Raw genomic sequence first — 22335 nt, 5'->3', positions numbered from 1 at the left:
TTCCTATTTTGTGCGCTTAGTTTTTTTCAGGTGCTGCTTTAATCACCACACTCTGTATAACTACTGGGTTTACAGGGACATTCTGGTGCATTCCATAGTTCGCAGTTGGAACTTTTACGATTTTATCGACGATATCCATACCTTTAGTGACCTTACCAAAAACAGCATATCCCGCATTCATTGCACTTTTATTGAGGAAGTCATTGTCTGCAACATTAATAAAGAACTGACTACTTGCTGAATCAGGATGATTCATCCGTGCCATTGCCAATGTGCCACGCTTATTGCTCAAGCCATTACTTGATTCATTCTTAATCGCCGCTTTTGTTGGCTTCTCCTGCATCTTGACATCCATGCCCCCACCCTGAACCATAAATCCAGGAATCACGCGATGAAAGATTGTACCGTTATAAAATTTTTCTTTTGCATAGCTTTCAAAGTTTTTAGCTGAGATAGGTGCTTTGTCATTGAATAGCTCAATTTCAATATTGCCTTGAGAGGTTTTCATTTCGACAATAGTATTGGCAGCAAAACTGCTTAAGCTCACACAGCCAAGTGCTGCGGTAAATAAAATCTGTTTTAACATTTGCTAACTCTTCTGGTTGATCTCGTACTTGTTATTGACTGTATATTAGTCTTTGATGATTAAAAAGTAATTATTCTGCCATTATTAAAACGAGAACAATGATGACGCAAATAATACCGTCGGACACTGCATTGACACATTTACCGCCTTGGCAACTGCGTGGCGATGCTTTTATTTTGAATTATTGGATCTCTCCGAGTTTTATCCAACGAGCGCAGATGTTCCGTTTAGCGACATCAGCTTTGGGTCGTGTGGTTCAGGTGTTATTGGTCCGATACCATGATTCGCCTGTGGGTCCTTATGACGAATTGCTGATTTTAGATCACCCTTTATGGAGTAAGAAAAGGTTAAGTTCGATACCTAAGATTTATGTTTCGACAGATATCTCTGTCATTCATGGCCAAAAACTCTGGGGTATTCCTAAAGAGTTGGCAAAGTTTGAATGGCAACAACATGACAATGAAGTGGTCTGTACTATAGAAGTTGAACAACAAAAAATGCAGATCCGTTTAAAAAAATCACGTTTACAGCGTTCTTTCTATATTAATAGTCATCTTATCCCAGCAGCGATGTTGCAAATCAGACAAGCGTGGGAAGGTAAGCGCTATCAATTTTCACCGAAGTTTCGCGGACGGCTCTCTAAACTGAAACAGGTAGAATGGCATAACACACAGGACATTTTTCCAAATTTTTCTGAAGCACGATTATTGCAAAGCTTTTATGTCCCAGAATTTAGCCTCGTTTTTCCTGCTGCAAAAATCCAAGATAAATAACCCAATAAATAAAAACCCAGTGTTTCACGTGAAACACTGGGTTTACTTTATATAAAGGAATAATTAGCTACGTTTATCCCAAAATTTACGGAACTTCGTACTGATCTCGATCACGTATTTTTTAGCTCGGTGCGAAACCGGGGTTAAATTGATAAAACCATGGGTTTGATCGGTATATTCTTGATAAAACACTTTCACCCCTTGCTGACGGAGTTTATGCGAATAAATTTCACCTTCGTCATGTAAAACGTCATGCCCTGCCGTCACGATATACGCGGGTGCGATACCTGCCAATTTTCCATAGGTTGGTGAAATTAATGGATCATCTAAGGCCACTGCATGTTGTTCCGCATATAAAGCAGTTACGACATCAATATCTTTTTCAGTCAGAACCAAACCATCTTTATAAGCATAGAAAGATGGGTGGCGACTTTTGAAATCCACCACAGGATAAATTAATAGCTGAGCTTGCGGGGCAAAAACTTTCTGAGCACTGCGCTGCGCAACTGCGGTAGCAATATTGCCGCCTGCACTATCCCCTGCCACCGCAATTCGATTTTTTAGAATTTTAAACTGACGACTATTTTGATAAGTCCAAGCCAAGGCATCTTCACAACTTTGCATTAATTGAGCTGGGCTGGCCTCTGGCGTGAGTGGATAATCAATACTTAAAACTTGTGCTTTGGCATGCACGGCCAATAAACGACAAACTTCATCATGCGTGTCTAGACCACCCACCACAAAACCACCACCGTGATAGAACACGATCATCGGTAATTTTTTATTTGGAGCAGGATGATAATGACGCGCAAACAGCGTAGCACTTTGTAAAGGTAGACGTATATCTTGCACTTGTTTCACAAAAGTCGGCTTGGTCTTGATCGACTCCATCTGTAAATCAAATAATTTACGAGACTTCACATAGTCTTCGGTCACAAAGCCTGACTTACCTTGCTTGAGTTGAGCCGCCATCATGCATTTCACCAGCGGATCTAATTCTGGAAAAATAAACGGATAATCGAGACGTTTTGCGAGGCTTTCTTTGGCAAAGTTAGGAAGACGATCAAGTAACCGAGCAGCCGTACCTTGGCCTTTATCTTTCATATTTTTAAGTGATTCATTCAATGCAAACATGCTCTATCCTTCGAATTATGCTCTTCATACTTTCTACATGATCTAGGTCAAATGTGACCATATTCACATATAAGTCTCAACATCGACATACATAGTACAAACCTAGTTAAGCTAATCTTCTTTTATAGAGTTGTCATTGACAATTTACCCAAGTTTTATGGGTTGATTATGCTAACCCATTCTCGATAAAGGATACTCACCATGGCTAAAAAGATCATCCTTCTGTCTTTTGCGACTGCTTTTTTGGCTGTAGGCTGCGTAGCATTCCCTGAAGATGGTTACTACGATGGACGTTATGATCAACGTTATGACCGCCGTTATGATAATAATGATCGACGCTATGACAATCGTTATGATCGCCGTTATGACAGTCGTTATGAACAAGACCGCCGTACATGGGAACGTCAGCAACAACAACGTAATCGTTTAGAGCTCGAACGTAGAAAGCAGCAACTTGACCAGCGTAACTGGGAACAAAATCGTAAAAATCAACAAGAGTGGGATCGTCGTAAAAACGAACTCGAACGTCAACGTCTAGAACAACAGCGTAAATACTCTGAAGCTGAACGTCGTAAACGTGCTGAACAAGATCGTCAAAAAGTCAGCAAAGAGCGTCAGCGCTTAGAAGAACAGCGCCGTAAAGCCAGTCAAGATCGTAGAAAACAAATTGAGCAAGAACGCAAAAAAAATATTCAAGATTTAAGAAAGGCATCAGATCAACAACGTAAAGCGGCTGAAGAACGTCGTCGCGCGTGGGAAAATCGCCGTTAATTGATGTTTTTTGCAGATCGGTTAAAAGTAAAAAGCTCATCTACATGATGGGCTTTTTTTTGCTCGCTAAAAATAGAAAAGGGCGTAAAAAAAGCTATAAAAAAGAAAATAGACAGAAGAGGCATCCTATCTTCTGTCTATTCTTGACTGCCTGTTGTTACAGGTCAGAGAGCATTAAACAATCTTATTGCTGAACTGTAGGTTGCGGTGCAGGCGCAGATTGAACTTCAGCACCTTGAGCTGATGGATCTGCTTGAACCACAGCACCCGATTGCTCTGTTGTTACAGATGCTTCAGTTGCAGACGTTACTTGTGCGGTTTCCGGAGATTCTATAGTTTCTTGAGAAGTACAACCCACCGCAGCTAAACCAAAACCTAAAACTGCGACAGCGAATAAACCAATTTTTTTCATCTTCATTATTTCCTTCATTGAATCATTAAAAGCAAAGCTCAACTTTGCCCGAGTCATAATGGAAAATAATTCTGTGAAGTTCCCACCTTCTGAGTTGTACTTTGTACGAGGCACGGTACAGCTTATGAAATGTTTTATTAATTAGGCGGTTTTCTTTCATTTTAAGGCTTTACATCATTTTTTTAACTCAAGTGCTTTGTTTTTTATTAAAAAAATAAATATAAATGATTTTGAATAAAGCGTGATCACAGCTTTTGAATACAACAAAGTTCAACAAAACTTGCAACTCAGTTACTTAAGTGGCTGTTTTTATAAATTTCATGCAAAAAAAAGCCTGCTTATGAGAGAAGCAGGCCATGAAAAACACATTTGAAATAAATTAAGAAACTACAGCGATAGAATCTGAAACAAAGAATACTGTGCTGATCATTTTTTGTGAAATATTTAATAAAACTGATACTAAGAGTTTTTATGTATAAATATTAACCACTATTTTTTGAGGCAAAAAAATGCTGATTCTTGGGAAATCAGCATGGAAAAGTGTTTCTAAAATCTAGAGGTAGTCACCATATCCCTCTCTCCAATGGATATGGTCACTTCCGATAGATAAATTATGCAAATTTTCAGGCACAAAGAGAAACCGTTAAAATTTATGATGAAAATCTATAAATCCGATCAAAATATGATTATACATTCAAATCAATAATTTATATTTTCATAGAATTTAATTTTGCAGTCGATATTTGGCTGAAAAACCATTTATTTGAATAAAAAATTGCATTTAATCGCTGACTTCGCTTGAATTTTTATACCCTGCCCCGATTTCTTTTATTAATCATGAATTCAAAACGCATGGCAGTTACGCATCGATGTCGTTTGAACGCACAGCTATAAGGACTGAACATGTTTAAGAACCCATTTAAACGGAGTAAATCAATGGCGACTGAGCAAAACCAAGACGCTCAAGATCTTCAACAAGAGCAAGCAGAACAGCAAACTCAAGCTGAAAACGAGCAAGCTGAAGTTTCAGTTGAAGATTTACAAGCACAAATCACCAATTTAGAAGAAAGCTTAAAACTTGAAAAAGCACGTACTGCAAATGCCGTATATGAAGCGCAAAAAAGTGTAGAGCGCATTCAACGCGAATCTGAAAAGCATAAAGATACTGTGCTGGAAAAATTTGCAAAACAATTGCTTGAGTCAGTTGATAACCTTGAACGCGCGATTGCTGCGGCAGGTGATGAAAAATCAGGTTTATCTGAAGGTGTAGAACTTACACTGAAATCATTGCTCAGCACTTTAGAAAAATTTGGTGTGGTTGCTGTGGATACTGCAAATGGTTTCAATGCAGATCTTCATCAGGCTGTGGGCATCGATCCAAATGCCAAATCGAATGAAATTGGGACAGTATTGCAAAAAGGCTATAGTTTAAACGGTCGCCTATTACGCCCTGCTATGGTTATGGTTGGTGCATAAAGACAAATTTTCTGAGACGAATTAAAAATTTTAACCAATATTACTTGAAAATTTTTGATTGGCTCTCATATCGGATAACAAGCGAAAACATCGTAAAAGAATTTTAGAGGAAACATCCAAATGGCGAAAATCATTGGTATTGACTTAGGTACTACAAACTCTTGCGTAGCAGTACTTGAAGGCGACAAAGTAAAAGTAATCGACAACGCTGAAGGCGCTCGTACAACCCCATCTATTATTGCGTATAAAGATGGCGAGATCCTTGTCGGTCAATCTGCTAAGCGTCAAGCAGTGACTAACCCTAAAAACACATTATTTGCAATCAAACGTTTGATCGGTCGTAAGTACCAAGACCAAGCTGTGCAAAAAGATATCGGCCTTGTACCTTACAAAATCATCAAAGCTGACAATGGCGATGCTTGGGTTGATGTAAACGACAAGAAACTTGCACCACAACAAATCTCTGCTGAAATCTTGAAAAAGATGAAAAAAACAGCTGAAGACTACCTTGGTGAAACAGTAACTGAAGCGGTAATTACTGTTCCTGCGTACTTTAACGATGCTCAACGTCAAGCGACTAAAGATGCAGGTAAAATTGCTGGTTTAGATGTTAAACGTATCATCAACGAACCAACAGCTGCTGCACTTGCGTTCGGTATGGACAAAAAAGAAGGCGACCGTAAAGTTGCGGTTTACGACTTAGGTGGTGGTACTTTCGACGTATCAATCATTGAAATCGCTGACCTTGATGGCGACCAACAAATCGAAGTGTTGTCTACAAACGGTGATACATTCCTTGGTGGTGAAGACTTCGATAATGCATTAATTGAATACTTGGTTGAAGAGTTCAAGAAAGAACAAAGCGTAAACTTGAAACAAGATCCGCTTGCACTTCAACGTTTAAAAGAAGCTGCTGAAAAAGCAAAAATCGAGCTTTCTTCTTCGAATGCAACAGAAATCAACCTTCCATACATCACAGCAGATGCGACTGGTCCTAAACACTTAGTGATCAACGTGACTCGCTCTAAACTTGAAGGTTTAGTTGCTGAATTGGTTGCTCGTACAATTGAACCATGTAAGATTGCACTTAAAGATGCAGGTCTTTCAACCTCTGACATCTCTGACGTAATCTTGGTGGGTGGTCAGTCTCGTATGCCACTTGTACAACAAAAAGTACAAGAGTTCTTCGGCCGTGAGCCACGTAAAGACGTGAACCCAGATGAAGCTGTAGCGATGGGTGCTGCGATTCAAGGTGCAGTACTTTCAGGTGATAAAACTGACGTACTTCTTCTTGACGTAACTCCGCTTACACTTGGTATTGAAACAATGGGTGGCGTGTTAACAGCGATCATTGAGAAAAACACGACGATTCCTGCGAAGAAATCTCAAGTGTTCTCAACTGCTGCAGACAACCAACCAGCTGTAGACATTTCAGTTTACCAAGGTGAACGTAAAATGGCTCAACAAAACAAATTGTTGGGTAACTTCCAATTGGGCGATATTCCACCTGCTCCACGTGGTGTACCACAAATTGAAGTATCATTTGACATCAACGCTGATGGTATCTTGAAAGTATCTGCAAAAGATAAGAGCACAGGTAAAGAGCAATCAATTCAAATTAAAGCTAACTCTGGTTTGAGCGATGCTGAAATTGAAGCGATGATCAAAGATGCTGAAGCGAATGCTGAAGAAGATCGTAAATTTGAAGAATTAGCGAAAGCACGTAACGAAGCTGATGCACTTGTTTCTTCTGCTCAAAAAGCAGTAAAAGATCTTGGCGAACAGGTAACTGCTGATGAGAAATCTGCAATCGATGCTGCTGTAGCTGAGCTCGAAGCAGCGACTAAAGAAAACGATGTAGATGCAATCAAAGCGAAAACTGAAGCACTTCAAAACATCATTATGCCGATCACTCAACGTGCTTATGAAGCTGCACAAGGTCAAGGCGGTGCTGAAGGTTTTGATCCTAACGCTTTCCAAGGCGCTGAAGGTCAAGCTCAAAAAGCAGATGACGGCGTTGTAGATGCTGAGTTCACTGAAGTGAAAGATGACAAAAAATAATTTGTCGCTTTAACTGAGTCTTTCAAAGCTCAAAAAGACCGCGCGAAAGCGCGGTTTTTTTTGTGGATGATTTTATCTGCATCAGGCAATATTCAAATAACACGCAAACGTTCAAACAGCCACATTCTTCTCGACTCACTATCAATCTAAACTTAGATTTGCATAGCGCTAAATTTCAGTTAAATTAATGCAAAATAATCAAGTTTTGCGACGCTATGCGTTTGATTTTAATTATTGTTGTCATCGTTTTGAGTACTTGGTGGATCTATCAAACCAAGCAGCATCCTCAACTGAAATTTAATTCAATTTCAGATCGACTTTTACACCCTCTCGATACCCGACTGCGTTATCGGGTTGCTGATGTCGATCCGCGTTTTGGATTAAGCCAGCAACAAGTCATTCAACTTAGCCAAGAAGCCGCAGAGATATGGCATAAAGGGACACTCAAACCGTTATTTATCTATGACTCAAATGCACAACTGGCGATCCATCTAATTTATGATGATCGCCAAGAACAATACAATGCCTATAAGCAAGTCCAAAAGACCTTAGCCGCAGATAAAGCCCGTAATGATTTATATGCCGAGAACTTAGCAAATTCGAGAAAAGGTCTGGAGATGAATGAGCAACAGCTCCGATCAAAACAAGCCATGATTCGTGCGGAAATCGCACAGCTGTCGCAAGAACGTATGAATTGGAGCCGAATAGAGCATGCACAAGGCCCCAATATGCAACGCGTTGAAAGAGAACTTGAGCAAGTTAAAGCACAAGCGATGCAATTAGACCAAGAAATAGATCGATTTAATCAGCAAAATGATCAATTTAACCAACAAGTCTTAAGCTATAACCAGCAAATCGATCAATATAATGCAGGCGTGATACAAGCCAGTCAGCGCTTTCCTGCTCGAGAGTTTCATAAAGGTGTCTTTATGGGCGATCAGATTCAGATTTATCAATTTGATGCCGAAGATGATTTACGCCTTACCCTTGCCCACGAACTCGGACATGCTCTCGGCTTATCTCACCATAATGACCCTGCTGCATTAATGTACCCAATCTTAGGCGCGCAACAATTAGAAAACTTTAAACTGATGCCAGCAGACCAAGGCTTACTATATTATCGTTAGAATACCCTGAGCAAAAAAAACCATACAATTTATAAGGATATTGCAGGATTCACCAACAAAAATCAGCATTTCATGTTATTGTTGATCTGCAATAATCCCCTTATATCAATGACATCTTCCGTGGAGAGCAATGTGAGTTACTACCATATCTTAATTGAAGTGAATGACCACATCAGCACGATTGAACAAACCCGTGATATTGAGATTTTTGATATTACAGACATTCAACCTTATCTCCATGCGGTACTTTTACCCTTTTTTAATGAGCAATTAATTGAGCTCGAAGACGAAAATCTTGAGTTTAAAGATGTCTTGCATTTACAGGTCAAACAAACCCTATTGCCGATCCGTGACCTCATCGAAGAAGAACAACGCCTGCTTCCGAGTGATACCGATGTCACCATTACGGCATATGAAATTTTTAATAATTATCAATTGACTCAAGACGTGACTACCGTAATTTTAGATCTATTAGAAGCACTAAAATTTGAAGCCTAATATCGATTTTAAACATTAAAAAAGCCCTCTAAATGAGGGCTTTTTTATGGCTCAATTCATCATCGCGATTAGATCGAGAATGAAGATCCACATCCACACGTGGTTGTCGCATTCGGGTTTTGAACCACAAATCGAGAACCTTCAAGACCTTCAATATAGTCGACTGTTGAACCAACTAAATATTGATAGCTCAGTGAATCAACCAACATCTTCACATCACCATTGATAAATTCAGCATCATCTTCGTTTTGGCTTTCAGCAAAATTAAACCCATAGGAGAAACCTGAACAACCACCACCAGTCACATATACACGTAACATAAGGTCTTGATTACCTTCACTCTCACGCAATTGGCGTACTTTATTGGCAGCATTGTCAGTCAGCACAAGTGCTTGAGCATTCATGATGGATTCCTCTGAGTCATTGGGGTGTCTTTAAAAAAGAAAAGACCATATTTCAAGTATAACATACTCAATATATGGTCAGTCTTCACAGTTTAAAGTTAAATCAGAGTATTTTTCTCAAGATTCATTTAAAACTTATTTATAGTTTTCTTCCTGTAATGCGCATTCGAAGTTTTTAGGGTCTTGTTTACAGCGGAATTGCCATAATAGTTTCATCATTCGCTTGTCGTAGATACCACGTTTAGTCAAATCGATACGCGCTTCACGCATCATTTTTTGATAACCAGCTTTGTCTGCTGTTGGAACATCCATCCAATATTTGGCTGGAATTTCCGATTTCATTTTTCCTAAAATGGTGAATGCGCGAGGTAATTGTGTTTTGACCCAATCACGTGATTTTTGTCCATAACCTGCAGGGAATTTATCTGGGCGAATAATGATATTTCCCGTGACTTGTAAAATTGGATAATTGACGATTGCGCCTTTGCTGCCTAAACCTTTATGTAATTCTAATGGTTTGAACACCGCAGCAGGTGCCCCAATTATATCTACCTGACCATTGTTAAATTTGGCGCCAAAATTGGTTACATCAGCACTGACTGCTTGAGCTCCGACCTGCTGCACCATAATTTTCTGTGCTTCATCGTAGTCAAGCACCGCAATTTTTTTACCTGCTGCTTTAGCGACAGTATTAATACTTCGGTCATTTACTAACAGATAGGCATCACCAACAGGTATCACACCTGCCACTTCATATTTACTATTGACCATGCTCTTAGCAAATGTTGGACTTGCAAGACCTTGCATAACTTTTACGGCCAATTTCAAATCTGGAATCGCACCAATGGCATCTAAAGAACCGGTAAAATTATTGAATTGGCGACCACGCATACCAGTAACACTGATCCCATCACATTTACCAGCTTTAAAATCTTCTGCAATCACCGCTTCATTTTGACCGACGCGGAGCTCAATGTCTGCGCCCCAGTTTTTTGCCGCCAATTGATAATCTTTCATCAGGGTAAAAACATCACCATTTTTACCGACCAAATCAAATACGCATACCACTTGCTTCGCTTGAGCTACGCCATTTACCGCTATTAATGCAGCAGCAACGCTCAATGCCTTTGTCCATTGTTTCATACTGACTTTCCTTGTTTTTTACTGTTTTTGTTTTTTAACCATTTTTTGAATTTTGGGTCATGCTGAGTTCGATTCAATTGACTCACAGCCCTCGATTTGAATTTAGATTACCTGAATATTTTGCTCACTCAATGGCGAGAATGACCTGTAAATTTGCAAAAAAAAGCCTGGATAAATCCAGACTTTTTTCTTTAAATATCAGCTTATTCGCCGCCCAGTGAACATTCAAAATTGGCTTTATCGACAGAACAACGTGCCTTTTTCAAAACAGACATCATGCCTGCATCGTAAATGCCACGCTTCGTCATATCCATACGACCTTCACGCAGTAATTTTTGATATTTGGTTTTATCTTCTGCACTTAGGTTAAGTTTATATTTCGCAGGAATACCTGCTTCTAGACGGTTAATCATCGCGATACTCTTCGGTAAGTGTTTCACAAACCAATCACGTGATTTTTGACCAAAGCCAGCTGGGAACTGATCAGGACGAATAATAAAGTCCGCAGTCACTTGTAGAACTGGGAAGTTAAACATCGCACCATTGGTACCTAAACCTTTATAGATCTCTAATGGTTTGTAGGCATATGCAGGCGCACCCACCATATCGACCTGACCATTATTAAACTTCGCCACAAAGTTAGATACATCTGAAATCACAGCTTGAGCGCCGACACGTTGCACCATGATTTTTTGTGCTTCGTCATAGCCTAAAACTGCAAACTTTTTACCTGCTGCTTTTTCAATTGAGTCAATTTTTTTGTCTTTGACAAAGATGAATGCTGAACCCAGTGGGGCAATACCCGCCACTTCGTATTTTTTACCACCTAGGTTACTAACCATTTTTGCAGCATTACGTTGGTCTAATGCAAAGGTAATCGCACGTTGCGCAATCGCATTGCTCGGTGCGCCACCCAGCGCATCAATAGAGCCTGCAAATTTATTGTACTGACGGGCACGCATCGCCGTCATAAATACGCCGTCACATTTACCTGCTTTAAAGTCATTGTCGGCTACTGCTTCGTCTTGACGCGGAATTAAGTTAATTTCAGCACCCCAGCCTTTTGCTGCAAGCGCCCATTCCTGAGCCATTTGATATGACTCGCCTGACTTACCCAGTAAGTCAAATACACAGATATCTACTTTTGCTGCCTGAGCTGAACCAGCAAAGCCAATTGCAGCAAACGTAGCCAATGATAGGAGCGTTTTTTTCATTCTATTTTCCTTTCAAATCTTTTTATGGTTCAGAGGTGTCCTTACACAAGCCCGATATTAAGCAAGTTAATTTAAAAAAAATAGAGCATTTACTCCATTTATTTATGTCATTTTGGCATATTCTGTTTTTCTGTGATGTATATCACTTTTTATTCAAACTGAAATTATAAATATAATCATCATCTTATATTTGCAAAAATGGCTTTTTACATTTACAGCGATTGCATCAAAATTTACAAAGAAATACAGAAAAAAGCTTATTCACCCGCCACTGAACACTCAAAATTGGTTCGCTCAATTGTACAACGGGCTTTTTTCAGTACCGTCATCATAGTGGAGTCATAGATCCCCTGTTTAGTTAAATCCATCCGACCTTCGCGTAAAATTTTCTGATATTTTACCTGATCGTCTTTGCTGAGATTCATCTTATATTTGGCAGGAATTTCAGCTTCCATACGTTTCACCATGGCAAAACTTTTTGGTAATTGCTTAACAAACCATAGCCGAGAAGGTTCAGCAAAACCTTCTGGGAATTTATTGTTACGAATAATCAGGTCTGCCGTGACATTCACCACAGGAAAATTCACCATCGCCCCGGTAGTGCCTAAGCCTTTTGAAATTTCGAGTGGCTTAAAGGCATAAGCTGGCGCAGCCACAATTTCAACTTCGGCCTGATTAAACTTGCGAATAAAATTAGAAATTTCCGACATCACTGGCACAGCGCCAACACGGTCGACCATCACTTTTTGCGCATAGTCATAATGCAAAATGGCAAATTTCTTACCTTCAGCTTTTTCTAAATTATTGATATTGCGATCACGGACAAAAATGTAGGCTGAACCAATTTGCCCGATCCCTGCCACTTCATAACTATCTTTACCTAGATTGCTAATCAGTCGTTTACTGTTCCGTTTATCTAAGACATAGGTAATGGCTTTTTGCGCGATGGTATTGTTCGGTACACCGCCAATGGCATCAATCGAACCGGCAAATTTGTTATACGCACGTGCCCGCATCGAGGTCATATAAAATGCGTCACATTTCCCTTCTTTAAAATCTTTATCGACTTTGGATTCATCTTGATATGAAATCAGTTGAACTTGTGCTCCCCATGCCTTACTGGCCAGAGACCACTCTTCCATCAGCTTATAAGATTCCCCCGCTTTTCCAAGTAAATCGAACACACAAACCTTCTGATTGGCATAGCTTTGTGCAGATATCACACCTGAAAGAAGCGATAAAATTAAAATTCCTTTTCTCATTTCTTATATTCCCAATATTTTTTATTAATCCATTTAAAAACAACAACTTGAAATATTTTTTTAATACTATAGCCCTTTCAATATACCTAAATACGTGGAATCTGTCACATTTTTTCAGATGGTTGCGATGCTTTGTTTTTTCTTTTGCAAAGCCATCCATTAGAATAGCCCCACATTCTTCTTGTTTAGTTAGTTCCATGATTCAGTTAGACCAACTTTCCATTCGTCGCGGTGGGCGTGTTTTATTTCAAAAAGCATCTATGCAATTGCATCAAGGCTGGAAAATCGGCTTAACCGGTGTAAATGGTGCGGGTAAATCCACTCTTTTTTCTGCGCTTTTAGGTGGAATGGAATCTGATGGCGGATCCTTAACTCGTCCTGCAGTATGGACCGTCGCTCATATGGCACAAGAAATCAAAGCACTCGATATGAAAGCGATTGATTTCGTTCTATCAGGCGATGAGGAATATTGGGATATACAACATAAACTTGAACATCCAGAACAATTAGACAATGAAGCGTTGGCACACTTATATGGCCGATTTGATGAAATCCATGGCTATACAGCTCCATCCAAAGCCTCACAACTGATGGCCGGCCTGGGTTTCTTTGAACATCAGTCCCAGCTCAATGTTTCAAGCTTTTCAGGTGGTTGGCGTATGCGTTTAAACCTTGCGCGTACCCTGATGAGCCGTTCCGACCTCTTATTACTCGATGAACCAACCAACCACTTAGACTTAGATGCGATTTTGTGGTTAGAAGATTGGTTAAAAGCTTACGAAGGTACACTAATCTTGATTTCACATGACCGTGATTTCTTAGATGCGGTGACTGATCATATTTTACATATCGAAAATCAAGAGCTGACACTTTACACCGGCAACTATTCGACCTTTGAACGCACCCGCTCTGAGCGCTTGGCACAACAACAACAAGCCTATGAAAAGCAGCTTGAAACTCGTGCGCATCTCCAAAAATTTATTGACCGTTTTAAAGCCAAAGCGACTAAAGCTAAGCAGGCTCAAAGCCGTATTAAACAATTAGAACGCATGCAGGAACTTTCTGCGGCGCATGTCGATACACCATTTACCTTTAGTTTCCGTGAACCGACCAAAATGAGTTCACCACTGCTGCAAATAGAACACGCAGATATTGGCTATGGCGACAAACTGATCGTGACCAATGTAAACCTGCAAATTACCCCAACCAGCCGAATTGGTTTACTCGGGATGAATGGTGCGGGTAAATCAACCTTAATTAAATCGTTAGTTGGTGACCTTCCTTTATTACAAGGGACGCGCAAAGCCTCTGAACTGTTGAATATTGGCTATTTTGCTCAGCATCAAATGGATGCTCTAGATGGCAATGCCAGCCCGATGTTGCAACTATCTCGAATTGCTGACAAAAAAATCAGTGAAGCTGCATTACGTTCATTTTTAGGCAGCTTTGGTTTTAGTGGCGAACGCATGGATACACCAAGTGAAGGCTTTTCAGGCGGTGAACGAGCACGATTAGCTTTGGCTTTGATTGTTTGGCAACGTCCCAATGTTTTAATTCTAGATGAACCGACCAACCATTTAGACCTTGATATGCGTCATGCCCTAACTATGGCATTACAAGATTTTGAAGGCGCTGTGGTTTTGGTTTCGCATGAACGTCAATTGATTGCCAGCGTTTGTGACGAATTATTGTTGGTACATCATGGTAAATGTCGCGAATTTGATGGTGACCTCGTGGCTTATGCCGATTGGCTGCGTCAAGCACGGATTGACATGATGAAAAATAGCCAACAAGCCCCTACTCCCATCAAATCTCAAGTTGAAACTAAACAGACGATTTCTAAAGTCGATAAAGAAGCGCAGCGTAAAGAAGCTGCACGTCAGCGTGAATTGACCCGCCCGATTCGTAAAAACATTGAAAAAAATGAAGCGCAAATCAGCAAAATTCAGCCACGCTTAAACGAAATCGAGGAATTATTAGCAGACAGTGCTTTATATGAAGCCAGTCGTAAAGATGACTTACTCAAACTAATGAATGAGCAAACAGAATTAAAAGCCAAACTTGAATCTGTCGAAGAGCAAATGCTTGAATTAATGATGGAATTAGAAGAAATGGAAAGTAGTTTTGAGGCTTAATTTCAAAAGCAAAACCCTAGATTTGCATTATTAAGAAAACCTAACTTAAGCTCAAAAAATCAATCGCCGTGAAATTTAAATGTTCCACGGCGATTTTTTATTTATACTTCACAATAATAATCACATTATACATCTAAAAAATATTTAAAAAATCGAATGTTCATATCCAACTGGTTATTGCATCGTTAAGGCATTTCTATTCGTAAAGAATTTAAAAATTCAGCGATAGCTTTTACCCTAATTTTGTAAATGAATTCAAAAAATATACTTCACATCAAACTCATTGCCGCAGTTATCCACAAAAGCCATTTTTAAATTCAAATCTTAGTTTTAAATTCATTTTTATTTTTTAAATTCAAAATATCGAACCACCTTTTTGTGGATAAATATTTTTAAATAATATTATCCACAATTATAAATAACTTTGATGTTGAACACTATTAAATGTGAAAATTCACAAAACTTATCCATATTTGCAAGATGGATGCATTTTATCTCTACTGACTACATCAATTTAAACTTTTTATTGTTTAAGATAAGGCAGAAGGATGGGCTTTTTTTGCCTTTAAAAAACGTAATTCTTGTATTTTCCAGGTCTGATCAAAATGCCAGATTTCCTGTATTTGCTGCTGTGTTTCAGCTAAACCAATTAAAATTTTGCACTCAGTTTGGTCACGATTAAACTCATATTCTTCAAATTCTACGTCTGGTTTTTGTGGTTTCCAAACCCCATTCTTCACTGCATGTGCAATACGTTCATAGCGGATATAATTACTTTCGACACGCCCATCTTGCTCATAAACCACCTTAAAGTGCTCATCTTCGTATTCGGCTAAAACAGTATAATTTCCGGTAAAAAATGCATTTACCCAGATGTCACGAATGTGTTCAAGTTGATTGTCCATCATATATAGACCTCTTATTTTTAGCTGCTAAGTTCAATTTGATTTGAGCTTAGCATCAGAATAAGTCAATTTTATAAAACACAAATTGGCGATTTAATATTCAATTTTATTTAAGATAGCACAAAAAAAAGCACTCCGAAGAGTGCTTTTTTGAATGATTCTGTAATCAGAATTTAGGCATCAATATCCGCATTTAACGCATTTTCTTCAATGAAAGCACGACGTGGTTCCACATCATCACCCATCAAGCAAGAGAACATACGATCAGCTTCAATCGCGTCCTGTACCGTTACTTGCAGCATGTTACGGTTCTCAGGATCCATCGTGGTTTCCCAAAGCTGCTCAGCATTCATCTCACCCAAACCTTTATAGCGCTGAATCATCATGCCACGGCGTGAGTCTTGTAGGATGTTTTGCCAAACCTGATGGAAGCTGCCCACTGGAATTTTGCGCTCGCCTTTTTGTAGGTAAGCACCTTCTTCCAATAAGGTGAACCAACTCTTCGAATTTTTGAGTAAACGCGCATATTCACCTGAACCCAATAGACCTGAATCTAACAAGTATTGGTGCGGTAAATTATGAACATAGATGGTAATACGCGGGAAATAAGTTGCTGACTTATTGCCTTCAGTATCTTCATGCTCAAAAGTTTCTAAGCTTAATTCAGGACGTAAACTTGGTTGAGTTTTCTCAATATTGGCACGTAGCTGCTCACCCCAAGTCTGTACATAGTCTTGGTTATTTGCTTGATCTAACTTAAAGCCTTCTACTGCCAATAAACCATCCAACACACTTGCAGGATAACGTACAGTCAGACGATGCAAGCTCTTTTGAGAGGTTTGATAATCCGCAATCACACCCGCTAAAGCCTCACCACGAATGGCTGGCGCTTCTGCACTGATGTGTAATTCAAGCTCATCAATTGCATTTGAAATCAGGTAAGTCTCAAGTGCATCATTATCTTTGATGTACTGTTCTTGCTTGCCTTTTTTCAGCTTATACAACGGTGGCTGTGCAATATAAATATATCCACGTTCCACAAGTTCTGGCATTTGACGGAAGAAGAAGGTCAATAGTAGCGTACGAATGTGCGAACCATCGACGTCGGCATCGGTCATGATGATGATTTTGTGATAACGCAGTTTATCTGGGTTGTATTCCTCACGGCCAATACCACAGCCTAAAGCAGTAATCAACGTTCCCACTTCTTGTGAAGAAATCATCTTGTCAAAACGTGCACGTTCCACGTTGAGGATTTTACCTTTCAGCGGCAAAATCGCTTGCATCTTACGGTTACGGCCCTGTTTTGCAGAACCGCCCGCAGAGTCACCTTCCACTAAGTAAAGTTCAGACAATGCAGGATCTTTTTCCTGACAATCGGCCAATTTACCTGGCAGGCCTGCAATATCAAGCGCACTCTTACGACGAGTCATTTCACGTGCTTTACGCGCTGCATCACGCGCACGTGCTGCATCAATAATTTTGCCTGCAATCGATTTAGCAGCTTGTGGATTCTCTAAAAGATATTCAGAGAACGATTTATTCATGGCTTGTTCAACCGCAGTTTTCACTTCGCTCGACACCAATTTTTCTTTGGTTTGCGAAGAGAATTTTGGATCAGGCACTTTCACCGAAACAATTGCAGTTAAGCCTTCACGCGCATCATCACCAGAAACCGCCACTTTCTCTTTTTTGAGTAAGTTTTCGCTTTCCATGTAGCTGTTTAAGCCACGGGTTAATGCAGCACGGAAACCCGCTAAATGCGTACCGCCATCTTTTTGTGGAATGTTATTGGTAAAGCAACGAACATTTTCCTGATAAGAATCGTTCCACTGCAATGCAACTTCTACACCAATGCCATTATCGGCTTGAGTAGTGAAGTGGAAGATATCATTCAGATGGGTTTTGCCTTGGTTAATATATTTTACAAACTCAGACAAACCACCTTCATAGTCATAAACGTGTTCTAAATTGATACGTTCGTCACGTAGTACAATTCGCACACCTGCATTCAGGAAAGATAATTCACGTAAACGACGCGCCAAAATATCGACATTAAAAATCGTTTGACTGAAGGTTTCAGCACTTGGCCAGAAACGTATACGTGTACCTGTACGATCTGTCTCACCCACCACTTTTAATGGATACACGGAATCACCGTGTTTATATTCTTGCTGGTGGATTTGACCCGCACGATGAATGGTTAATTCGAGCTTACTTGAAAGCGCATTCACCACGGATACACCTACACCGTGTAGACCGCCTGAAACTTTATAGCTGTTATCGTCAAATTTACCGCCCGCATGCAGAATCGTCAAAATCACTTCTGCTGCAGAAACACCTTCTTCTGGGTGAATGTCGGTAGGAATACCACGACCGTTATCCGATACGCTTACAGATTCATCTTCATGAATGGTGACTTGAATTTCGTCACAATGACCTGCCAACGCTTCATCAATTGAGTTATCGACAACTTCAAACACCATGTGGTGTAGGCCAGTACCATCGTCAGTATCACCAATATACATGCCCGGACGCTTACGTACAGCGTCTAGACCACGTAATACTTTGATGCTAGAGGAATCATAAGCTTTTTCTATGGTTTGTTCTGTTTGAGAAGCAGCTTGATCTTCTGAACTCATGGTTTCTCCCTAGTGAAAAATAGGTCTATCCAAAGGTGGTATTTCATTGCACAACAGCCTGCACCGTACCATTTTCAACTTTGAATAATTGATAAGAAATAGATAAATCATGTAAGTGTTTTTGCACTGAATCATGGTCTAAAGTGGTAATAAAAACTTGACTACCAAGATGGCTTAAACGCTCAATTAAACGCTGTTGTGCGGTTAAATCTAATTCTGCTGTCAGATCATCTAATAATACCACAGTTTCCTTATTACAAGCATGTAGCATTGCAATCTGTGACAGTTTTAACGCCATGATCAATAACTTTTTTTGCCCACGAGAGAGCACAACATCTGCATCACCCATAGTGGTTTTTAACCTTAAATCTGCACGGTGCGGACCATACTCAGTATAGCCACGTTCGCAGTCTTTAAAGTGCTGATTGGTCAGATCATTCAGCAGTCCTGTTTCAGCATGAAAGCCTGCATTGTATTCCAGTGTCACTGTTAAATCAGGCAATAAGGCTTCTAGATCTTGTTGAAAATATCGAATCCACTGTTCCACCACATTGCTGCGTAGACTATGTAATATCTCACCATAGTCACTGAGCATTTTGTTCCACGGTTCTAAGTCAGACAGACTCAAATGACGTCGTGATTTCAGCAAACTATTCCGCTGTTTTAATGCCCGTGCATAATATTGCCATGTATGGTAAAACTCCGGTTCCACGTGGAACATCAACCAATCTAAAAGTTGACGTCGTGGCTTCGCACCATGATCAATAATATCTGTACTTTGTGGGTCGATGAGTTGTAGCGGTAAAATCTTAGCCAACTGTCCTTGTGTCCCCACTAGGTCTCCATTGACTTTAATCACTTGCTCGCCCGACTGCATTTTTTGCATACCAATACGATCTGTTGCAGACTGCGCAAAGACGACAGCGTCAGGGCTATTATTTTGAATATAGTTTTTCGGAATATGAGTTCGAAAAGAACGGCCTGTTGCCAGCAAATGTACTGCTTCTAATACAGAAGTTTTGCCTGAACCATTTTGCCCATAAAAGACATTAAACGGCTGCAACCCAGAGAGTGCAACCGTCTTTAAATTTCGAACACGTTTTACATGTAAACGCGTGATATGCATAATAATTGAGACGTCAGTCTGAATTAAACACGCATTGGCATCACAACATAGGTTTGATCTTGTTGTTGTGGATCTTGTACCAATACCGAATGGTTGGCTTCTGTCATGGTCATTGCAACATCATCACCATCCAATACATTCAGAACTTCCAATAAGTACTGTGCATTAAACGACATTTCCATCGGTGCATCTGCATATTGAATCGCAAGATCTTCGATCGCTTCATCTTGCTCAGGGTTATTGGCACGAAGTTGTAAAGTGTCCGCATTAAACTTCAAAAATACGCCGCGCAATTTTTCATTACTTAAAATCGCTACACGTTGTAGTGATTGTTTAAATACATCATGTGCAATGCGCACGTTTTTATCGCCACCACGTGGAATCACACGGCGGTAGTCTGGGAATTTACCATCGATCAATTTTGTAGTAAATCTCACGGTAATATCACCCTGCTCTTTATCACGGCTGGCAATGGTAATTGTTACATTTAATAATTCACGACCAATTAACAACGATAATTGCTCGTCTTCAACACTCAATAGACGCTGCAATTCACCTACGGCTTTACGTGGAACAATCGCTTGCATTGCTTGTGTCGCATTCGAGCTTGCCGCTGTTTCACACATCGCCAAACGGTGACCATCGGTCGTTACTGCACGCAATTGATTTTCATCAATTTCAAGCAAAGTACCCGTCAAATAAAAACGCACATCTTGAACCGCCATAGCAAAAGACGTTTTTTCAAATAAACGCTTTAACTCACGTTGAGTCACACCGACTTGAGTGCCGTGAGTATTTTCAGTGGTTAATAATGGATAGTCTTCAGCAGGCAAAGTACCCAATACAAAACGACTGTTTCCAGATTTTAAAATACAACGTTGGTCTTCAGTAATTTGCAAATCAATCAATGCCGCTGACGGTAATGATTTACAGATATCCATCAGTTTACGCGCAGGAACTGTCGTCACCCCTGCTTGTAAACATGCACCTTCAGTAAGTGGTGTACTTGCAACCAGTTCAACTTCAAGATCTGAACCGGTAATGGTCAAAGCTTGCTCTGTTACCTGTACTTTGACATTAGATAAAATATTTAAGGTATGGCGACGCTCAACCGCTCCTACGACATGTGATAGAACATTCAGTAAGCTTTCTTTCGCGATTTTTAAACGCACGATACATTCCTCTAAAAACTGAAGACAGACAAAATAAATTAATTTTTTAGCAGTGTACTATGCGGCAGAATATACCGCATTGCAAGAACAGAATTTGAACAAAAAGACTTAACTTTGCAGCAGACGTTGCAAGTTTTTATAGTCCTCATTGAAGATTGGATCTTCTTCTCGCAGGCTTTGTACTTTTTCACAGGCATGCATCACAGTACTGTGGTCACGGTTACCAAAAGCCATACCAATTTCAGGGAAACTATCCCCTGTCAGCTCACGTGCTAGCCCCATAGCCAACTGACGTGGACGTGCATAAATACGTGTACGTTTTGGGCCAACCAATTCTTTCAGCGGAATACGAAAATATTCACTCACCACACGCTGAATATTTTCAGTACTAATGGTACGTGCACGAATCGCCAACACATCTTTTAATGATTCACGCACCACATCAAGGTCGATAGCGGTACCTTTAAAACGAGAAATGGCTACAACTTTATTCAGCGCACCTTCTAGTTCACGAACATTGGCAACCACCTGTTGAGCAATAAACAGCGCACAATTACGTGGAAGTTCCACGCCATTGCTTTCCGCTTTTTTCAGTAAAATTTCAATACGAGTTTCGATATCTGGTGGTTCCACACCCACCGATAAGCCCCACGAAAAACGTGAAACCAAACGTGGATCTAGCTCAGTCAGTTCTTTTGGATAACGATCCGAAGTTAAAATGATTTGTTTAGATTCATCTAATAATGCGTTGAAGGTATAGAAAAACTCAACCAAACTGGCCTCTTTACCCGCCAACAAATGAATATCATCCACCAATAACAAATCTAGCGAACGACAATTTTTCTTAAATTCTTCGACCTTACCTTGCTGTAACGAGCTCACAAAGTCTTGTACAAAACTTTCAGCCGTCATGTACATCACACGTGCATTCGGCTTCGCTTGTAATAATGCATTACCTACGGCTTGCATCAAATGGGTTTTACCTAAACCAGTCGGTCCATACAAAAATAAGGGGTTATGCTGTGAAGCACCGGGCTGCGTCAAGACTTTACGACAGGTTTCTGCCGCCATCTGATTGGAACGGCCTTCAACAAACAAGGAAAAGGTAAATAATGGGTTAAGCTGACGCTTACGGTTATTCTTTGATGACGTCTCTTCTTTTTCTTTTTTAGGACGAGTCGGTGCCGACACTTGTGGCGTTGACTCTAATGCTGCGGTGGTTGTTGCTGGTTGCTCAGCTGCAGATAAAATTGCACCAGGCCGTGAATCAACCAAAATCTCGACTTTACGTACCCGACCTTCAGACAACTGTTCCGCTAAAATTGAAATCAGTTCTAAATGATGCTCTTGAATATAGCGTGTCCAATACGGATTCGGTGCATAGAGTTTTAGACTATCACCTGCATCTTCTGCCACTAGTGGGCGTATCCACATTGTATAGACATTTCCTGAAAGCTCTTGTCGCAAGCGAGTTAAGCAGTCTGTCCAAAGCAT

Annotated in this window: 19 protein-coding genes; 7 read left to right on the top strand and 12 right to left on the bottom strand. The window is 40.1% G+C overall.

What is annotated here, in order from left to right; translation table 11 throughout:
- Positions 1-16: 16 nt before the first annotated feature.
- Positions 17-586: a peptidylprolyl isomerase gene (locus MST18_RS00095; RefSeq protein ID WP_180024952.1), complete on the bottom strand. Its 570-nt coding sequence runs from the start codon at positions 584-586 to the stop codon at positions 17-19.
- Positions 587-687: 101 nt separating this feature from the next.
- Here MST18_RS00095 and MST18_RS00090 point away from each other — a divergent pair, with 101 nt between their 5' ends.
- Positions 688-1359: an acetoacetate decarboxylase family protein gene (locus MST18_RS00090; protein WP_180133870.1), complete on the top strand. Its 672-nt coding sequence runs from the start codon at positions 688-690 to the stop codon at positions 1357-1359.
- Between the two features lie 63 nt (positions 1360-1422).
- On the opposite strand, the gene MST18_RS00085 is transcribed toward MST18_RS00090, so the two are convergent.
- Positions 1423-2493: an alpha/beta hydrolase gene (locus MST18_RS00085; RefSeq protein WP_078194436.1), complete on the bottom strand. Its 1071-nt coding sequence runs from the start codon at positions 2491-2493 to the stop codon at positions 1423-1425.
- Between the two features lie 201 nt (positions 2494-2694).
- Here MST18_RS00085 and MST18_RS00080 point away from each other — a divergent pair, with 201 nt between their 5' ends.
- The gene (locus tag MST18_RS00080) at positions 2695-3264 is read left to right on the top strand and encodes a hypothetical protein (protein ID WP_168379529.1); all 570 of its coding nucleotides are present in this window, start codon (positions 2695-2697) and stop codon (positions 3262-3264) included.
- Positions 3265-3448: 184 nt separating this feature from the next.
- Here MST18_RS00080 and MST18_RS00075 read toward each other — a convergent pair whose 3' ends face one another.
- A complete protein-coding gene (locus MST18_RS00075; RefSeq protein WP_257227544.1) occupies positions 3449-3676 on the bottom strand; it encodes a hypothetical protein in 228 nt (75 codons plus the stop codon).
- A gap of 936 nt (positions 3677-4612) precedes the next feature.
- Here MST18_RS00075 and grpE point away from each other — a divergent pair.
- The 4 genes from grpE (at position 4613) to MST18_RS00055 (ending at position 8838) form a co-directional block, all read left to right on the top strand.
- Positions 4613-5152, top strand: a complete 540-nt coding sequence (grpE, locus tag MST18_RS00070) for a nucleotide exchange factor GrpE (RefSeq protein ID WP_111885723.1) — start codon at positions 4613-4615, stop codon at positions 5150-5152.
- Positions 5153-5272: 120 nt separating this feature from the next.
- Positions 5273-7213 carry a molecular chaperone DnaK gene (gene dnaK / locus MST18_RS00065; RefSeq protein ID WP_078194438.1) on the top strand — a complete coding sequence of 647 codons (1941 nt, stop codon included), beginning with the start codon at positions 5273-5275 and terminating at the stop codon, positions 7211-7213.
- Between the two features lie 215 nt (positions 7214-7428).
- Complete coding sequence (locus MST18_RS00060; protein WP_180133855.1) at positions 7429-8340, top strand: matrixin family metalloprotease; 912 nt, start codon at positions 7429-7431, stop codon at positions 8338-8340.
- A gap of 120 nt (positions 8341-8460) precedes the next feature.
- A complete protein-coding gene (locus tag MST18_RS00055; RefSeq protein ID WP_171263823.1) occupies positions 8461-8838 on the top strand; it encodes a hypothetical protein in 378 nt (125 codons plus the stop codon).
- A 68-nt stretch (positions 8839-8906) separates the two neighbouring features.
- Here MST18_RS00055 and erpA read toward each other — a convergent pair whose 3' ends face one another.
- The 4 genes from erpA to MST18_RS00035 all read right to left on the bottom strand — a co-directional run bounded on the left by erpA (position 8907) and on the right by MST18_RS00035 (position 12861).
- Positions 8907-9242, bottom strand: a complete 336-nt coding sequence (erpA, locus tag MST18_RS00050) for an iron-sulfur cluster insertion protein ErpA (protein WP_078194440.1) — start codon at positions 9240-9242, stop codon at positions 8907-8909.
- A gap of 135 nt (positions 9243-9377) precedes the next feature.
- On the bottom strand, positions 9378-10385 hold the full coding sequence (locus MST18_RS00045) for a putative solute-binding protein (protein ID WP_180024958.1): 1008 nt from the start codon (positions 10383-10385) through the stop codon (positions 9378-9380).
- A 203-nt stretch (positions 10386-10588) separates the two neighbouring features.
- The gene (locus tag MST18_RS00040; RefSeq protein ID WP_078194442.1) at positions 10589-11599 is read right to left on the bottom strand and encodes a putative solute-binding protein; all 1011 of its coding nucleotides are present in this window, start codon (positions 11597-11599) and stop codon (positions 10589-10591) included.
- Positions 11600-11856: 257 nt separating this feature from the next.
- Positions 11857-12861 carry a putative solute-binding protein gene (locus tag MST18_RS00035; protein ID WP_180133856.1) on the bottom strand — a complete coding sequence of 335 codons (1005 nt, stop codon included), beginning with the start codon at positions 12859-12861 and terminating at the stop codon, positions 11857-11859.
- 197 nt (positions 12862-13058) lie between these two features.
- Between MST18_RS00035 and MST18_RS00030 the strand changes: the two genes are divergently transcribed.
- Entirely contained in the window at positions 13059-14996 is a 1938-nt protein-coding gene (locus tag MST18_RS00030) for an ATP-binding cassette domain-containing protein (protein WP_180133857.1), read from the top strand.
- 530 nt (positions 14997-15526) lie between these two features.
- On the opposite strand, the gene MST18_RS00025 is transcribed toward MST18_RS00030, so the two are convergent.
- The 5 genes from MST18_RS00025 to dnaA form a co-directional block, all read right to left on the bottom strand.
- Positions 15527-15904, bottom strand: coding sequence for a hypothetical protein (locus MST18_RS00025; protein WP_180133858.1), 378 nt, complete (start codon positions 15902-15904; stop codon positions 15527-15529).
- Positions 15905-16074: 170 nt separating this feature from the next.
- Positions 16075-18543 carry a DNA topoisomerase (ATP-hydrolyzing) subunit B gene (gyrB, locus tag MST18_RS00020; RefSeq protein ID WP_180133859.1) on the bottom strand — a complete coding sequence of 823 codons (2469 nt, stop codon included), beginning with the start codon at positions 18541-18543 and terminating at the stop codon, positions 16075-16077.
- A 43-nt stretch (positions 18544-18586) separates the two neighbouring features.
- Complete coding sequence (gene recF / locus MST18_RS00015) at positions 18587-19669, bottom strand: DNA replication/repair protein RecF (protein WP_180133860.1); 1083 nt, start codon at positions 19667-19669, stop codon at positions 18587-18589.
- 23 nt (positions 19670-19692) lie between these two features.
- Positions 19693-20841 carry a DNA polymerase III subunit beta gene (gene dnaN, locus MST18_RS00010; RefSeq protein WP_180133861.1) on the bottom strand — a complete coding sequence of 383 codons (1149 nt, stop codon included), beginning with the start codon at positions 20839-20841 and terminating at the stop codon, positions 19693-19695.
- A gap of 108 nt (positions 20842-20949) precedes the next feature.
- Positions 20950-22335, bottom strand: a complete 1386-nt coding sequence (gene dnaA / locus MST18_RS00005) for a chromosomal replication initiator protein DnaA (protein WP_180066860.1) — start codon at positions 22333-22335, stop codon at positions 20950-20952.

The organism is Acinetobacter sp. YH12068_T, assembly GCF_024606005.1.
Taxonomy (GTDB): domain Bacteria; phylum Pseudomonadota; class Gammaproteobacteria; order Pseudomonadales; family Moraxellaceae; genus Acinetobacter; species Acinetobacter amyesii.
This window is presented reverse-complemented; position numbering and strand designations above follow the sequence as displayed.

Coding starts and splice junctions, on each gene's coding strand:
- MST18_RS00095 (WP_180024952.1), bottom strand. CDS start 586: ATGTTAAAACAGATTTTATTTACCGCAGCACTTGGCTGTGTGAGCTTA.
- MST18_RS00090 (WP_180133870.1), top strand. CDS start 688: ATGACGCAAATAATACCGTCGGACACTGCATTGACACATTTACCGCCT.
- MST18_RS00085 (WP_078194436.1), bottom strand. CDS start 2,493: ATGTTTGCATTGAATGAATCACTTAAAAATATGAAAGATAAAGGCCAA.
- MST18_RS00080 (WP_168379529.1), top strand. CDS start 2,695: ATGGCTAAAAAGATCATCCTTCTGTCTTTTGCGACTGCTTTTTTGGCT.
- MST18_RS00075 (WP_257227544.1), bottom strand. CDS start 3,676: ATGAAAAAAATTGGTTTATTCGCTGTCGCAGTTTTAGGTTTTGGTTTA.
- grpE (WP_111885723.1), top strand. CDS start 4,613: ATGGCGACTGAGCAAAACCAAGACGCTCAAGATCTTCAACAAGAGCAA.
- dnaK (WP_078194438.1), top strand. CDS start 5,273: ATGGCGAAAATCATTGGTATTGACTTAGGTACTACAAACTCTTGCGTA.
- MST18_RS00060 (WP_180133855.1), top strand. CDS start 7,429: ATGCGTTTGATTTTAATTATTGTTGTCATCGTTTTGAGTACTTGGTGG.
- erpA (WP_078194440.1), bottom strand. CDS start 9,242: ATGAATGCTCAAGCACTTGTGCTGACTGACAATGCTGCCAATAAAGTA.
- MST18_RS00045 (WP_180024958.1), bottom strand. CDS start 10,385: ATGAAACAATGGACAAAGGCATTGAGCGTTGCTGCTGCATTAATAGCG.
- MST18_RS00040 (WP_078194442.1), bottom strand. CDS start 11,599: ATGAAAAAAACGCTCCTATCATTGGCTACGTTTGCTGCAATTGGCTTT.
- MST18_RS00035 (WP_180133856.1), bottom strand. CDS start 12,861: ATGAGAAAAGGAATTTTAATTTTATCGCTTCTTTCAGGTGTGATATCT.
- MST18_RS00030 (WP_180133857.1), top strand. CDS start 13,059: ATGATTCAGTTAGACCAACTTTCCATTCGTCGCGGTGGGCGTGTTTTA.
- MST18_RS00025 (WP_180133858.1), bottom strand. CDS start 15,904: ATGATGGACAATCAACTTGAACACATTCGTGACATCTGGGTAAATGCA.
- gyrB (WP_180133859.1), bottom strand. CDS start 18,543: ATGAGTTCAGAAGATCAAGCTGCTTCTCAAACAGAACAAACCATAGAA.
- recF (WP_180133860.1), bottom strand. CDS start 19,669: ATGCATATCACGCGTTTACATGTAAAACGTGTTCGAAATTTAAAGACG.
- dnaA (WP_180066860.1), bottom strand. CDS start 22,335: ATGCTTTGGACAGACTGCTTAACTCGCTTGCGACAAGAGCTTTCAGGA.